This window comes from Bradyrhizobium sp. 17 (assembly GCF_023073515.1).
GTDB classification, from domain to species: domain Bacteria; phylum Pseudomonadota; class Alphaproteobacteria; order Rhizobiales; family Xanthobacteraceae; genus Bradyrhizobium; species Bradyrhizobium canariense_D.
In genome coordinates, this window is record NZ_JADPJQ010000130.1 from 639,073 (window position 1) to 652,567 (window position 13,495).

Annotated in this window: 15 protein-coding genes; 9 read left to right on the forward strand and 6 right to left on the reverse strand. The window is 64.7% G+C overall.

From position 1 onward, the window contains the following. The first annotated feature begins 193 nt into the window (after positions 1-193). Complete coding sequence (locus IVB13_RS39340) at positions 194-1,213, forward strand: helix-turn-helix domain-containing protein (protein WP_018454411.1); 1,020 nt, start codon at positions 194-196, stop codon at positions 1,211-1,213. A 127-nt stretch (positions 1,214-1,340) separates the two neighbouring features. On the opposite strand, the gene IVB13_RS39345 is transcribed toward IVB13_RS39340, so the two are convergent. Beyond that, positions 1,341-2,417, reverse strand: a complete 1,077-nt coding sequence (locus tag IVB13_RS39345; RefSeq protein ID WP_018454410.1) for a methyl-accepting chemotaxis protein — start codon at positions 2,415-2,417, stop codon at positions 1,341-1,343. 277 nt (positions 2,418-2,694) lie between these two features. Between IVB13_RS39345 and recJ the strand changes: the two genes are divergently transcribed. The 3 genes from recJ (at position 2,695) to IVB13_RS39360 (ending at position 6,298) form a co-directional block, all read left to right on the forward strand. Further along, complete coding sequence (gene recJ, locus IVB13_RS39350) at positions 2,695-4,536, forward strand: single-stranded-DNA-specific exonuclease RecJ (RefSeq protein ID WP_247492719.1); 1,842 nt, start codon at positions 2,695-2,697, stop codon at positions 4,534-4,536. A 45-nt stretch (positions 4,537-4,581) separates the two neighbouring features. Further along, the gene (locus IVB13_RS39355; protein ID WP_026232728.1) at positions 4,582-5,391 is read left to right on the forward strand and encodes a glucose 1-dehydrogenase; all 810 of its coding nucleotides are present in this window, start codon (positions 4,582-4,584) and stop codon (positions 5,389-5,391) included. Positions 5,392-5,500: 109 nt separating this feature from the next. Continuing rightward, complete coding sequence (locus tag IVB13_RS39360) at positions 5,501-6,298, forward strand: aldolase (protein ID WP_018454407.1); 798 nt, start codon at positions 5,501-5,503, stop codon at positions 6,296-6,298. A gap of 6 nt (positions 6,299-6,304) precedes the next feature. Here IVB13_RS39360 and IVB13_RS39365 read toward each other — a convergent pair whose 3' ends face one another. Further along, positions 6,305-7,525, reverse strand: coding sequence for a lytic murein transglycosylase (locus IVB13_RS39365; RefSeq protein ID WP_018454406.1), 1,221 nt, complete (start codon positions 7,523-7,525; stop codon positions 6,305-6,307). 135 nt (positions 7,526-7,660) lie between these two features. Between IVB13_RS39365 and IVB13_RS39370 the strand changes: the two genes are divergently transcribed. The 3 genes from IVB13_RS39370 to IVB13_RS39380 all read left to right on the forward strand — a co-directional run bounded on the left by IVB13_RS39370 (position 7,661) and on the right by IVB13_RS39380 (position 8,487). Then, on the forward strand, positions 7,661-7,921 hold the full coding sequence (locus tag IVB13_RS39370) for a hypothetical protein (RefSeq protein WP_007591459.1): 261 nt from the start codon (positions 7,661-7,663) through the stop codon (positions 7,919-7,921). A gap of 58 nt (positions 7,922-7,979) precedes the next feature. Then, positions 7,980-8,231: a hypothetical protein gene (locus IVB13_RS39375; RefSeq protein ID WP_018454404.1), complete on the forward strand. Its 252-nt coding sequence runs from the start codon at positions 7,980-7,982 to the stop codon at positions 8,229-8,231. 85 nt (positions 8,232-8,316) lie between these two features. Further along, positions 8,317-8,487 (forward strand): hypothetical protein, encoded by a 171-nt coding sequence (locus tag IVB13_RS39380; protein ID WP_018454403.1) that lies wholly within the window; start codon positions 8,317-8,319, stop codon positions 8,485-8,487. 27 nt (positions 8,488-8,514) lie between these two features. Here the strand turns inward: IVB13_RS39380 and IVB13_RS39385 are convergent, their stop codons facing one another. Continuing rightward, on the reverse strand, positions 8,515-9,036 hold the full coding sequence (locus IVB13_RS39385) for a MarR family transcriptional regulator (protein WP_018454402.1): 522 nt from the start codon (positions 9,034-9,036) through the stop codon (positions 8,515-8,517). Positions 9,037-9,090: 54 nt separating this feature from the next. Between IVB13_RS39385 and IVB13_RS39390 the strand changes: the two genes are divergently transcribed. Both IVB13_RS39390 and IVB13_RS39395 read left to right on the forward strand, forming a co-directional pair. Next, complete coding sequence (locus tag IVB13_RS39390) at positions 9,091-9,570, forward strand: carboxymuconolactone decarboxylase family protein (protein ID WP_018454401.1); 480 nt, start codon at positions 9,091-9,093, stop codon at positions 9,568-9,570. A 21-nt stretch (positions 9,571-9,591) separates the two neighbouring features. After that, the gene (locus IVB13_RS39395) at positions 9,592-10,089 is read left to right on the forward strand and encodes a cupin domain-containing protein (RefSeq protein ID WP_026232727.1); all 498 of its coding nucleotides are present in this window, start codon (positions 9,592-9,594) and stop codon (positions 10,087-10,089) included. 30 nt (positions 10,090-10,119) lie between these two features. Here the strand turns inward: IVB13_RS39395 and IVB13_RS39400 are convergent, their stop codons facing one another. The 3 genes from IVB13_RS39400 to efp form a co-directional block, all read right to left on the reverse strand. Beyond that, a complete protein-coding gene (locus IVB13_RS39400) occupies positions 10,120-11,106 on the reverse strand; it encodes a DUF808 domain-containing protein (RefSeq protein WP_018454399.1) in 987 nt (328 codons plus the stop codon). Positions 11,107-11,189: 83 nt separating this feature from the next. Then, positions 11,190-12,812, reverse strand: a complete 1,623-nt coding sequence (locus IVB13_RS39405; RefSeq protein ID WP_247492736.1) for a M23 family peptidase — start codon at positions 12,810-12,812, stop codon at positions 11,190-11,192. A 23-nt stretch (positions 12,813-12,835) separates the two neighbouring features. Further along, positions 12,836-13,402: an elongation factor P gene (gene efp, locus IVB13_RS39410; RefSeq protein ID WP_026232726.1), complete on the reverse strand. Its 567-nt coding sequence runs from the start codon at positions 13,400-13,402 to the stop codon at positions 12,836-12,838. Positions 13,403-13,495: the final 93 nt, after the last annotated feature.

The following is a 13,495-nucleotide window of genomic DNA, read 5'->3' on the forward strand; positions in this document are numbered from 1 at the left end:
TTTTCGACCACGCGGCAAATCCATGCCGCGTGCGCTCTGCCATCCCCAAAGCGCGTCCGCTCAATATCGCTAAGGTTGCAAACGGTACCCGAAGATTGGACGGCTGTGATGTGCAGTTTGTGCCAGTCTGCGGGGGAGTTGGTGAGGCCTCGCGTGCCGCAGAATTGTCGCGCTTCAGTAACACGGTACAGCCATGGGGCAAGTCCTCCTGGTTGATTCGCGCAAGCTGGACGGTTTCGAAGGACTTCAGCAGGCCGTCCACGGCTCGCATGTCGATGTGATGCAACTCGGCCGCGGTCGGTTGCGCGGAACGTTGTCCCATGTCGGCATCGGCGACTTCTCGCTCAGCATTGGTGCGTTCAACGTCGGCATGCGCACGCAGCGGGTTTCCAGCGACGACAAGCTGATCATCGGGATGCTGCTCGCGGCCGAAGAGCGCGTCGCCCACTGGTCGTTCGACATGCAGCTCAACGATGTGCTCGTCATTCCGCCGCTGCTCGAACATGACGGTGTTTTTCACGGCGGCTCCGCTTACGCCGCCATGCGGTTCGACCTCAACGAGGTCGCGACGCTGTTCGCCGGAAAAGCACGGCTGAGTGATCCTGACACCTGGCGCAGCCGCGGTCATTTCCGCGCGGACATCGAGAGCGGCGCGATCGCCTCGCGCCGCCTGGTCCGGATCATGTCGCACCTGCGCGACAACAAATACGGACTGACGCCATCAACAGCCGATTTCTGGAAACGATCGATCGCCGAATGCATGGCTGCCAACGTCGCGTCGTCGCTGCCACCCGACGGCAATGGCTGGCTCCCTTCCGCGCGACGGCTGATCCGCAAGGTCGAGGAGTTTCTCGACGACGCCGGCACCCGTCCGGTGCACGTGTCGGAAATTTGCGCGGCGCTCGGCGTATCGCGGCGCACCCTTCACCGCGCGTTTCAGGAGGTATTCGGTCTCGGCCCGGTCAGCTTCCTCAGGCACAAGCGTCTTTGCGCTGTTCATTCGATCCTGCACCAGAGCGCACCCGGCTCGACCACCGTGACAGCGGTCGCCATGCAGCAGGGCTTTTACGAACTCGGCCGGTTCTCGCAATACTACCTGGCAATGTTCGGAGAGCGTCCGTCGCAAACGCTCGGAATCGCGGCGGTGCAGGCCGCCGAAGACGAGATCGCCAGAGCCTCGCGCTTTGAGCCTGGACCGCGAACGACGCCATGATGGCATGCATGCCAGTGTTTTGCAGGCGTCAAACGGCGAAAAAAGCTGTCATGAAAACAACCGGATGGCTACCGTGTATGGGGTTGTTTTCACGGTTTTGAGTTGGATAGGCGAGCCGCCTCCAGCTTCAGGCCCCGCAGACGATCACGCCGTACCAGCCCAGGCCGCGATAGGTCTCGTAGCCGGGCGTCGCATGGAACGCGACCAGCGTGCCCGAGCCGTCCTGGTAGAAGCCGGAACGCTGGCCGTTGAGCGACAGCGAGATGCGTTCGCTGAGAATGCCTTGTCCGTCGGAAGCGGCGATCACGCGAAGATTGGAGTCGACCAGCAGCACGCGCGCCTTGTCGCTGTCGCCAACGCGCACGCCTTGCACGATGGCGCGGGCCTGCGCCTCCCAGTCGAAATGGATGGCGAGCACCCCGATCGGCGCGCCGTTGGCCTGGCCGCCGGCGCGGACGCTGGCGCAATAGGTCGCGACCTGGGCATTGCCGAGCAGCGGCTGGTTCTCGACGTCGCCGGCGACATAGTCGTCGCCGGAGCGCAGGGTCTTGGCCTCGCGAAACCATTTGGTGTGGGCGACGTTCTGGCCGACAGCGCGAAAGCGGTCGGCGCGGCCGTTGGCGATGACGTTGCCGTCGAGATCGCAGAGCCAGAGGTCGAGATAGACGGTATAGGCTCCTAGGATCACACCGAGACGCTGCGAGGCATGGGACACGGCCGCGGCGTCGGGCGAGGCCGCGCAACCGACCAGCGCGGAATCGGTCGCCCACCAGCGCACGTCGCAGGTCCGTTCATAGAGGTTGCGGTCGATCAGCTCGATGGCGTTGAGCGAGAGGTCGACCATGCGCTCGCCGCGCGAGCGCTGGCTCATGCGGTCGATCGAGGCGACGAGGTCGCCGGTGCGCTTGGTCAGCTGGCTTTCGAGTTCGCGGGCGATAGTCTCGACCTGCTGGCCGACGCCGCGGACCTCCTGCGCCACCACGGCGAAGCCCGCGCCCTGCGCGCCGGCGCGCGAGCTTTCGATCAACGCGTTCAGCGCCAGCATCTTCATCTGGTTGGTGATCTGCTGGATCGCCTTGGTCTTGTCGACCGCGATCTGGTTGACCTCCGCCGTGAGGCGGTTGATCAGCGCGGAGATGTCGGAATCATCATCAGCGGGTTCATTTGCGATCGGCTTGGCTTTGAGACCCAGCGCAGCAGACATCGGGGGCTTCCCTTGGCAATGAGGTCTGATCTGCAACGAACCCGGAACAATCACTGACAGATCGAATACGATTCTTTTTCGAAGATTCCGCCTAACGCCTGCTTAATTTGCTGTTTTGCGGAATGCTCAAATGATAGTCAGTCCGGGTAGCAAAGCGGCAATCCACCGCTTTGTGCCGCGCAGACGTTGCAAATCCCGAGGGATTGCGGGCCAATCGTCCGTCGGCCGGACGATGCAATCCCTCCGGCTCCCAGGTTCCTCAAACCGACAGCTGTTCATGACGCCGCCCGCTACCGCCTTGCCCGTCGAAGCGCCCCAGGCGTTCCTGGGAGTGGCGCGCTCGCTCACCGACAAGCTTTGGCGCGACCGGCTGGATGCCCGCGGGGCGGCGAAAGCGCTTGCCATCGTGCAGCGCCACCAACTGCCCGAGCTCCTGGCGCGGGTGCTGGCAGGCCGCGGCGTCGACAGCGACGCCGTCGCAGATTTCCTCGATCCCGCCATCCGCAAGCTTCTGCCGGACCCGTTCACGGTGACGGAGATGGAGGCCGCCGCGAAGCGGATCGCGGATGCCGCAGCGAACGGCGAGAAGGTCGCGATCTTCGGCGACTACGATGTCGACGGCGCGACCTCGGCGGCGCTGCTGACCTGGCATCTGCGGCATTGCGGGCTCGATCCGCTGATCCACATTCCCGACCGCATCTTCGAGGGCTACGGGCCCAACACGGAAGCCGTGCGCGCGCTGGCCGAAAAGGGCGCCACGCTGCTCGTCACCGTCGATTGCGGCACCACCAGCATCGAGCCGCTCGCCGAAGCAAAACGTATCGGCATGTCCGTCGTCGTGATCGACCATCATCAGGCCGGCACGGAGCTGCCGGAGGTCGACGCGCTGGTCAATCCGAACCGGCTCGACGATCTCTCCGGCCTCGGCCATCTCGCCGCCGTCGGCCTCGTGCTGGTGACGCTGGTCGCGGTCAATCGTGAATTACGCCAGCGCGGCTTCTGGAATGCGGAGATGCCCGAGCCGGATCTGCTCGGCATGCTGCATCACGTCGCGCTCGGCACGGTTGCTGATGTCGCGCCGCTGATCGGTCTCAACCGCGCGTTCGTCGCCAAGGGCCTGATCGCGATGCGGCGGCGCGACCATGTCGGCCACACAGCGCTGATGGACGTGGCGCGGCTCAACGGCCCGCCGGAGGCCTGGCATCTCGGCTTCATGCTGGGGCCGCGCATCAATGCCGGCGGTCGCATCGGCCGCGCCGATCTCGGCGTGCGCCTGCTTTTGGAGGGTGACAGCGTCGAGGCCGCGCGGATCGCCGCCGAACTCGACCGCCTCAACAGCGAGCGCCGGGTCATCGAGCAGGCGGCCGAAGCGCAGGCCGAAGCCGAGGCGCTCGCCTCGATCGGGCTCGAGGACAAGATCGGCGTGATCGTCACGGCCTCCGAAGGCTGGCATCCCGGCGTGGTCGGTCTCGTTGCGTCCCGGTTGAAGGAGAAGTTCTCGCGGCCCGCCTTTGCGATCGCGCTGGAGCCCGGGGGCATCGGCACCGGCTCCGGCCGTTCGATTGCCGGCGTCGATATCGGCAAGGCCGTGCGGCAGGCGGTCGCCGATGGCATTCTGCTGAAGGGGGGCGGCCACGCGATGGCTGCGGGGGTCACGCTGCGGAAGGAAAAACTCGCCGAGTTTCGCGCCTACCTCGAGAATGCGTTGGGGCGCGACGTTGCCGAGGCGCGCCACGTCAACGAGCTCTACATCGACGGCGCGGTCTCCGCGCGCGCGGTGACGACCGAGCTTGCAGCGACGCTCAACCGCGCGGGTCCCTTCGGCAGCGGCAATCCGGAAGCCGTGTTGGCGCTGCCGGCGCACCAGCTCGTCTATGCCGACGAGGTGGGACAGGCACATTTGAGGCTACGCTTCAAGTCGGGCGACGGCGCCATCGTCAACGGCATCGCGTTCCGTTCGATCGGACAGAAGCTCGGCAACGCGCTCGTTGCCAATCGCGGCCAGCAATTGCATGTCGCGGGATCATTGTCGGTCGATCGCTATCAGGGCGCCGAGCGTGTGCAATTTCGCGTCATCGACGTCGCGCTACCCGATCAGGGACCATCCATGATTAGATAGGCCCGGCAAACAACAAAAAAGCTAACAGCAAAACTGGGAGTGAACATGGCAGGGCAGGTTGAGGGTAAAGTGGCGCTGGTGACGGGCGGCGCCTCCGGCATCGGCGAAGCCGTCGTCGAGCTATTCGCGCGCGAGGGCGCCACCGTCATTGCCACCGACATCGACGAGCTGCGCGGCCCCGAGCTCGCCAATCGCATCACCAAGGCCGACGGCAAGGCGATTTTCCTGGAGCAGGACGTCACCAGCGAAGAGCGCTGGATCGAGATCACAGCCGAGATCGCGAAGCGCTTTGGCCGGCTTGATATTCTCGTCTCCAACGCCGGCATCGGCATCGCCGTGCCCTCGATCGTCGACATGACGCTCAGCGACTGGCGCAAGCAGAACGCGATCAACCTCGACGGCGTCTTCCTCTCGGTCAAGCATTGCCTGCCCTTGATGCGCAAGACCGGCGGCGGCTCGATCGTCATGATGTCCTCGCTCGCGGGCCTGCGCGGCGCGCCTGGGCTGTCGGCCTATTCGGCGACCAAGGGCGGCGTGCGGCTGTTCGCGAAGTCAATCGCGATGGAGTGCGCGGCCGCCGGCGACGGCATCCGCGTCAACTCCGTCCATCCCGGCATCATCGACACCCCGATCTGGGGCAAGATCCCGACCGGCGCGACCGGCAACCAGGGCAATGCACCGATCGATCCCGAGGAGCGTGCGCGCCTCGTCACGCCGCTCGGCCGCGCCGGCCATGCTTCTGAGATTGCCTCCGGCGTGCTGTATCTGGCCTCCGATGCCTCGTGCTACGTCACCGGCAGCGAGCTCGTCATCGACGGCGGCATGAATGCCGGCGGCGTGCCGCGGCGGCAATAGACCGCCTCGCGGGCTGCGAAGGGCAGGGTGGCGCCCGCGGGGGCTGACGCGCAGGCGTCGGACCTGTACAACGCGGGCGTCTTCCGATCGACAGAGGTGTCCTTCCGCCATGGCGCACAGCCTTCACTCATCGTCCTCCACGCCAGCAACGTTCCGCTCGAACCGTCCGGACCTCGTCACCGACGCGATCCGCAGCGCGCGCGAGGATCTTGCCGCCTGCTTTCGGATGGCTGCGCGCAACGGCTTTGAGGAGGGCATCTGCAACCACTTCTCGGCCGTGGTGCCGGGCCATGACGATCTCTTCCTGGTCAACCCTTACGGCTACGCCTTCCGCGAGCTGACCGCGTCAAAGCTGCTGATCTGCGATTTCCACGGCAGCGTGCTCGACGGCGAGGGCGTACCCGAGGCGACCGCGTTCTACATCCATGCCGAGATGCACAAGCGCCTGCCGCGCGCCAAGGTCGCCTTCCACACCCACATGCCCTACGCCACGGCGCTGTCGATGACCGAGGGCGATCCGCTGATCTGGGCCGGCCAGACCGCGCTCAAGTTCTACGGTCGCACCGCCGTGGACCGCGACTACAACGGCCTCGCGCTCGACAACCGCGAAGGCGCGCGCATCGCATCCGCCGTTGGGGATGCCGATATCATCTTCATGAAGCATCACGGCGTGATGGTGTTGGCACCGACCATCGCGGAAGCCTGGGACGATCTCTACTATCTCGAACGCGCCGCCGAGGTGCAGGTGCTGGCGATGTCGACCGGGCGACAGATGCTGCCGGTCGATCCCGCGATTGCAGCCGAGACCTACAGGCAGATGCGCGAGGGCGATTCCGAATCTGCACGGCTGCATCTTGCGGCGATCCGGCGGCAGCTCGATGCGGAGGAGCCGCAATACCGGCATTGAGCCGGCCTAAGACCCCTGGCGTAGCTTCGCCAGCACCTTCAGCCCGCCATAGCCGTCCGCAGGCACGATACCGGCCCTCTGCTGAAAATCCTTGATTGCCTTCATCGTGTCGTTGCCGACGCGGCCGTCGGTGCCGCCGGTGTCGAAGCCCGCCTTGGTCAGGCGCGTCTGCATCTCCTGCACCTCGGCGAGTGTCAGCGCGCGCTCGGAGCCGGGGAACGGCTGGATGAAAGGCGGGGCGCCGAGGCAGCGGTCGCCGAGATGGCAGATCGCCAGGGCATAGTTCATCGAGGGATTGTAGCTCTTCACCGCGTTGAAATTCGGTCCCAGCAGAAACGTCGGCCCGCCCGCAACCGGCGTCCACATCTGCGCGGATGCGGAGGCTTGCGGGAATGGCTGGCCGTCGGCGCGGGTGACGCCGGCCGCCTGCCAAGCCGCATAGGTCCGGCTGCCGCTCATCTCACCGGGCGTGCGCACCTCGTAGCCCCAATGCTCGCCGCGGTGCCACTTGCCGCGATTGACGAGATATTTTGCCGTCGAGCCCAGCGCGTCGTCGGGCTTGCCGAACGGCGACACCTTGCCGTCGCCATCATAGTCGATGCCGACATTGAGCCAGACTTCCGGCATCCATTGCGAATGCCCCATCGCGCCGGCCCAGGATCCCTGCATCTGCTCCGGCGTGCTCCAGCCCTTGTCGACGATGCGTAGCGCGTTGATCAGCTCGGTTTCCCAATAGGCCTTGCGTCGCGGTTCGTTCCAGGCGAGGGCGGCGAGCGAGGGAAACACCGGCGTCATGTGGTTCTGCTGCACCAGCGGATCGCCATAGGCGGACTCGACGCCCCACAGCGCCAGCAGCGTGCCGCGCTCGACGCCGAAATCGCGCTCGATGCGCGCGAGCAGCGCCTCGTTGTTCTTCAGCGCGATCTTGCCGTTGATGATGCGCCAGTCGGAGACGCGACGGTTGATGTATTGCCAGACCTGCTCATGAAATTCGGGCTGGTTCCGCATCTGCTTGAACACGCTCATGTCGGGCTCGACCCGCGCCATCGCACGCTGCCATGTCGCAGCCGAGATGCCCTTGGCCATGGCACGAGCGCGAAAACCCTCACGCCATTCGTCGAAGCCTGGAGGTGCGGCGAAGACATGCGTCGGGAAAGCGAGCAGGGTGGCGGCGCCGATCGTGAAGGCGCGGCGGGTATGATGGATCGAGGAATCAGCGTGTTTCATCGACTTATTGTAGCGGGAAATGCGGCTCCTGTGAGTCGGTTCCTGGAGGGTCGGGAACGGGACGTCCGTCCTGTTCCTTCCGGAACAAATTGTCGCACTCACGCATTCCCTCCGCATGCAATCGAGGAGGACGAGATGAGGAAATATCTGTTTGCGGCCGCCATGGTCACCGCTATCGCAGCCCCCGCATTCGCCGACGAAGTCGGTGTTCATGTTGGTCCGGTCGGCGCCGGCGTGACCGTCGGACAGTCCCCGGAATATCGAGAGCGTGACCGCGATCGTGATCGCACCACCGTGATCAAGGAGCGCGAGCCTGCCGACCGCACCACCGTCATCAAGAAGGAAGATGAATTCGGTAACCGCGAAAAGACCGTGATTCATCACGACAACGACTAACGGAGCGGGGCCCCGGCCGATGGTCGGGGCCCGCCTTCCGTCGAGAATTCGGGGTCGAATGAAGATACGCGCGCATGCAGAGAGCCACGTCGTCGAGCTCGACGACGGATCACAATGGCAGATTTTCCCTGGCGATCTCGCCACCACACTGAGCTGGAAGCCCGAAACCGATCTGCACCTGGAGCGAAGCGGCGAGCGGGTGAGTTCGCATGAGCTGGTGAACGACGCCGATCAAAGCCGCGTGCGGGTGATCGCAGCGGGCGAGACCTGGCCCGATGGCGAGGTTAAGAAAGTGTTGAAGGGCGGGTAGGGCGCGCCTGCAACGGGTCGGATATCCCCAATTTTGAGCCTGTCACTTTACGGTCGATTCGCTTCCGTCTGCGCACAATGCGTGAATGCAGGAGCTGTTCGACATCATCCGCGCCAATCCCTGGCCGTTCGGCGCCGGGTTGTTCGTCGTCGTCCTGATGATCCTCGCGGAGAACTTTGGGCGCGGTATTCAAGGCCACGGCGCCGTCAGTGACTTCCCGGATTCGGACGGTGGCGACGGCGGAGGCGGCGACTAGGTCCCGCCAGCGGCAAGCGCGCTTCGCCTAGTCCTCCTGCAAATCGGCCGCGATGCCTGCGAGCCAGCGGCGAATGCTTGCCTCGGCCTTGACATCGAGCCCGGCGGCCAGCCGCTTCTCCAACGCAATCACCCTTTCCCGGCACGCTTTCAAAAGCGCCGTGCCGCGCGGAGTCAGCGTCCATTGCTGGATGCGGCCGTGGACGGGATGCGGCGTCATCACAATCGCGCCGTCACGCTCGAGATTGCGGATGATGACGCCGACGGTCTGGGGCGTCAGAAAGGTGAGGCGGGCAACGTCGGCGCCCGAGAGGCCCGGATAGGCGTTGAGCATGGTCAGCACCGCGAATTGCGGTGAGGTGACACCGAGATCGGCGAGCGACCGCTCCATCGTCAGACGGACTGCGGCGTGGGCCTGGCGCAAGAGATAGCCGAGATAGCCTTGCTCGCCGCGCTTGCCTTCCCCTGGGGCTGGCACGCGCACGGCGTCAGGCTTGGCAGTCTTGCGCCGGGATTTCGATCTCGTGATACTGGGCGACTTGCGCAACATGTAAGTGCTCTTATAAGATGTAAGCGGTCTTACAATACCACGAGGTGAACGGCAATGTCACACGCCCGCAGCGAATACGAGGATTTCAAGAAGATCGCGCCGGATGCGTATGAGCTGGTGCTGGCGCTCGGCCAGGTGGCGGCCAAGGCCGGTCTCGACAAGCAGCTTCTCGAACTGGTCAAGCTCCGGGCATCGCAGATCAACGGCTGCGCCTTCTGCGTGCAGCATCACATCCTGCTTTCGGAGCGGATCGGCGTGCCCGTCGACAAGCTCAATTTGGTCGTGGTCTGGCGCGAGGCGCCGATCTTTTCCGCGCGCGAACGTGCCGCGCTGGCCTGGACCGAGGCGCTGACCTGCCTGCCCGACGGAGTCGGCGAGGGCGTGTATGCCGAGGCGAGCCGTGAATTCTCCGAGACCGAACTGACTTACCTGACCTCTGCGGTTGCCTCGATCAACGTCTGGAATCGTTTCGGTGCGGCGTTTCGCTGGACACCGGCGAAGCGACCGGTCGCAGCGAATGCGGCGGCATCCTGATTGCAACGAAGGGAGATCGTGATGACGGTAGTAAGTTTGCCCACCACATTGGCGCCATCGCGTTCGATGGCGATCGCCGTCGTCGGCGGGCTTGCGTGCGCGCTTGCGATCGGCAAGGCGTTGCCGGTGACGATGGACACCATTTCCGGCGCACTCGCGCCGCTCTGCGCCACCGCCGCCGAAAGCTCGCCGCTGGACAAGGTCGAGCCGATCGACTCCTACGCGCTGCCGAACGTGCCGGGCAAGCGCGTCACCATCGTGCGCGTGTTCTACGGCCCTGGCGGGTTCTCGCGGCCGCATCGTCACGCAGGATCCGTCACCGCCTACATAACCAAGGGCAAGATCCGCTCCCAGCTCGGCGGCGGCCCGGTCGAGACGTTCGGCCTCGGCCAGTCCTTCTTCGAGCCGCCCGGCTCGACGCATCTGGTCTCGGCCAATGCCAGCACCACGGAGCCGGCGGAATTGATTGCCGTGTTCGTGGCGGACGAGGGCGCGCAACTCACGACGTTGCTGGAGTAGCCGGCACCCGCAATCTGCAGCCGCTTTTGTTCAGGTCGGCTGCGATCGCTTCAGACGTTTCCATAGCGGTGAAAGACCGTATGTGACGGCCGGTATCGCAACTGCGCCGACAAGGAGCCCAATAACGCCTGAAATGGCTGCCTCGACCGCCCATCCGACGGTGCCGGCAATGGAGGGAAGGCGGTGCGCGGCAGCCTCGGTCGCGGCATGAACCGTATGGCCGACTACCGGTGGGCCGTATTGTTCGATGCCGTGCAGGATGATGCCGCCACCGACCCAGATCATCGCGGCGGTGCCGATGGTGCTCAGCACCGCCAGGAAGACAGGCATGCCGCGGACCAGCGCACGTCCAAGCAATCGGATTGCGCCGCCAACAAGCGAGGCGCCGTCATACCGCGCAAGGGCCAGGCCGACATCGTCCGCCTTCACGATCAAGGCGACCACGCCGTAGACTCCAACAGTGATGAAAATGGCGACGAGTGCGAGCACGAGCGCCTGGGTCCAGATGCTGCCCGCCGGGACGGCCGCCAGCGTGATCGCCATGATCTCCGCCGACAGGATGAAATCCGTTTTGATGGCGCTTGCGACTTTCTTGTCCTCGACCGACCGCGCGTTCAATGCAATTGGCTGGGGCTGGGCTTCGTGGTGGCGCGCATCATGCGGCATCGCGGCTTCGAGCACCTTCTCGGTGCCCTCATAGCACAGAAAGGCGCCGCCCAGCATGAGCAGCGGCGTGACCGCGGCGGGAAGGAAATAACCAAGCAACAGGGCAATGGGCAGCAGGATCAGCAATTTATTGCGCAGCGACCCAACCGCAATCTTGCCTACGATCGGCAGTTCGCGTTTCGAGGCAAAGCCGATCACGTAGTTCGGCGTGACGGCTGCGTCATCGATGACCACGCCAGCCGCCTTTGCTCCCGCCTTGGCCGTTTGGCCCGCGACATCGTCGAGCGAGGCTGCCGCCACCTTTGCGATCGCTGCGATATCGTCGAGAAGACCAATCAGTCCGACACTCATCAACCCAGTTCCTTCGGCCTTCCATCGGGCGGTGTGTGCGACAACACGCTTTTGCACTGCCTGGCAATGGAAGGAGCAAGCCGTTAGTTCTCGTCGCCGCCCGATCCCTCGCGCAGGTCCGGCTTGAGCACGTCCTCCGGCAGCGCATGCGCCACAGGCTGTGGCGTGCCGGCGATCTCCGGGCCGACCTCGCGGCCGCGGGCGTGGATCAGGCGCTCATAGGCGGAGACCAGCGTGACGTAAGGACTGACCCAGATCCAGCCGTCGCGGGTGAACACTTGCACGTCGAAATGCAGGTGCATCGAGGTGCCGGCGGGATGGTCGAGATAGTTCGAGACCACGCCGATCTTCTCGCCCTCCGATACGATGCGGCCATTGAGCAGGCCATCGGCGTTCAGCGCCTGCGGGTTCATATGCATGTAGCGGAAGCGAATGTGCTCGCTCCGGCTGTTGATTTGCAGCGTCACAGCCTGGTCCTTGGAAGCGCGTATAACCCTCGCATCCCGCACGGCGACGACGGCGCGCTGCTTGGGATCACAGGCTTGGCGGCCTTCACCAGGCGGTGGGCACTCGGCCGCGCGGATGTCCTCGCCCTGATGGCCATAGCCGCCGCCGCATTGCCAGACCTCGAAACTCCGGGATTCGCAGAAATTGTCGCGCCAGGGATAGGCGGTCGTGCTCTCGATCTTGTCGCGCTTGGCATAGGATTGCGAGTGCACGAACGCGGGCGCCTTCTCGAGAGGAAACCGGATCTGTGCGTAGGCCATCACGTCGGGATGGCCGCCCTGCTTGCGATAGCCGGTGTTCGGGATGATGTCGCCGCTCGGCCTGTAGGTGAAGTCCGGGGAGCGTACCGTGGGACGATCGAGAATGTTGGAAGCGATGTCCGTGAGCGGCCGCATGCGCTGGCCGCCCGCCACGCGCAGCGCCTTCAGGAAGCGCTCGGCGATCGGATAGGCCTCCTTGCAGGCAAGCCGCCGCGGCTTGGCAACGCTGTCGAGGCATTGGATCGACACCACATAGGCGACGCCGAAACGGGTGAAAGCGTAGCGCATATAGCCTTCCCGGATGAACTTGCGCAGGTCCGGGTAGAGCGCCGCGAGCGGTTTGACCGGCTCGCCCTTGCCGCCCGAGGGATCGGCAATGTCATAGACCAGCGCCGAGCCCGTGATCTGCACCTCGACCGGCCTTGCGAAGACCCGGCTCGGCATGCCGTCTCCGGTACCAGGCTCGAACGAAAAGGTCGCGCTGTAGCCGGCGGGACCTGCATCGAACAGGTCGACGGAATTGAAGTCAGCCTGGTAGCGCGACAGCGCGACGGTCGCCGGCGCGCCATTGAGCCGAGCTTCGAGATACGCGGCAGCGTCGAACGGCAGCAGCACGGGCACGGAGCTGCGGGCGATGCCGGTGAAGAATTGCGAGGAGATCGCGTTGAGCTGCACCAGCGCCGGCATCGCGCGCGGATCGTAGCGCGGCACCGAACGACGGGGTGCGAAGATGAAGTCTTCCGCGGCCCGGGGATGGACGTTGATTTCGGTGCGGAGCTGGTCAAGCGCCGCGCGCCAATCGACGCGCAGCGCCGTGAGTGAGGGGCTGCGGAACTCATCCGCAGCAAGTGGAGAGGCAATGAGGAGCGAAAGCGACGCCAGAAGTTGCGAGACGAAGCGGAAACTTTTCCCAACCACTGTCTCGCCCCCCGGCGGCACCTGTTGCGCTCGCTTTGGTCCCGTCAGTCCTTGGCACGCTCGGAGTAGGAGCCGTCTTCGGTCATCACGACGATTCGGGTGCCGACGGCGATGTGCGGCGGCACCGTGGTGCGAACGCCATTCGAGAGCACGGCGGGCTTGTAGGACGAGGAGGCGGTCTGCCCCTTGGTCACGGGCTCGGTCTCGATCACTTCCAGCGTCACGCGCTGCGGCAGGGCGATCGATACCGGGTTGGAACCGTGCAGCGATAGCTTGACCGTCATGCTCTCCTGAAGATAGGCCGCCGCATCGCCGATCACATCCTTGGACACCTGGACCTGGTCATAGGTCTCCGGGTTCATGAAGTGATAGCCGTCACCATCTTCATACAGGAAGGTGTAGTTGCGCTCTTCGATTGTGGCCTTCTCGACCTGATCGGTGGTCTTGTAGCGCTCGGAGATCTTTACCCCGTCCGAGATTCGGCGCATTTCGATCTGGCTGACCGGGGTGCCCTTGCCGGGATGGATGTTCTCGGCGGTCACGACGACATATAGCTTGCCGTCTTGCTCGATCACGTTGCCCTTGCGAATAGAACTGGCGATGACTCTCAAAGCTGTATTTCCTGCTTGCTTGGCCCGGCTCGGGCCAGGACGTGGTCAAATTGATGGGGGACCTGGGGCCCCAAATCAGACCGCGGCACCCGT

Excerpts from the sequence above, each read along its gene's own strand:
- IVB13_RS39340 (WP_018454411.1), top strand. The coding sequence starts at position 194 with ATGGGGCAAGTCCTCCTGGTTGATTCGCGCAAGCTGGACGGTTTCGAA.
- IVB13_RS39345 (WP_018454410.1), bottom strand. The coding sequence starts at position 2,417 with ATGTCTGCTGCGCTGGGTCTCAAAGCCAAGCCGATCGCAAATGAACCC.
- recJ (WP_247492719.1), top strand. The coding sequence starts at position 2,695 with ATGACGCCGCCCGCTACCGCCTTGCCCGTCGAAGCGCCCCAGGCGTTC.
- IVB13_RS39355 (WP_026232728.1), top strand. The coding sequence starts at position 4,582 with ATGGCAGGGCAGGTTGAGGGTAAAGTGGCGCTGGTGACGGGCGGCGCC.
- IVB13_RS39360 (WP_018454407.1), top strand. The coding sequence starts at position 5,501 with ATGGCGCACAGCCTTCACTCATCGTCCTCCACGCCAGCAACGTTCCGC.
- IVB13_RS39365 (WP_018454406.1), bottom strand. The coding sequence starts at position 7,525 with ATGAAACACGCTGATTCCTCGATCCATCATACCCGCCGCGCCTTCACG.
- IVB13_RS39370 (WP_007591459.1), top strand. The coding sequence starts at position 7,661 with ATGAGGAAATATCTGTTTGCGGCCGCCATGGTCACCGCTATCGCAGCC.
- IVB13_RS39375 (WP_018454404.1), top strand. The coding sequence starts at position 7,980 with ATGAAGATACGCGCGCATGCAGAGAGCCACGTCGTCGAGCTCGACGAC.
- IVB13_RS39380 (WP_018454403.1), top strand. The coding sequence starts at position 8,317 with ATGCAGGAGCTGTTCGACATCATCCGCGCCAATCCCTGGCCGTTCGGC.
- IVB13_RS39385 (WP_018454402.1), bottom strand. The coding sequence starts at position 9,036 with ATGTTGCGCAAGTCGCCCAGTATCACGAGATCGAAATCCCGGCGCAAG.
- IVB13_RS39390 (WP_018454401.1), top strand. The coding sequence starts at position 9,091 with ATGTCACACGCCCGCAGCGAATACGAGGATTTCAAGAAGATCGCGCCG.
- IVB13_RS39395 (WP_026232727.1), top strand. The coding sequence starts at position 9,592 with ATGACGGTAGTAAGTTTGCCCACCACATTGGCGCCATCGCGTTCGATG.
- IVB13_RS39400 (WP_018454399.1), bottom strand. The coding sequence starts at position 11,106 with ATGAGTGTCGGACTGATTGGTCTTCTCGACGATATCGCAGCGATCGCA.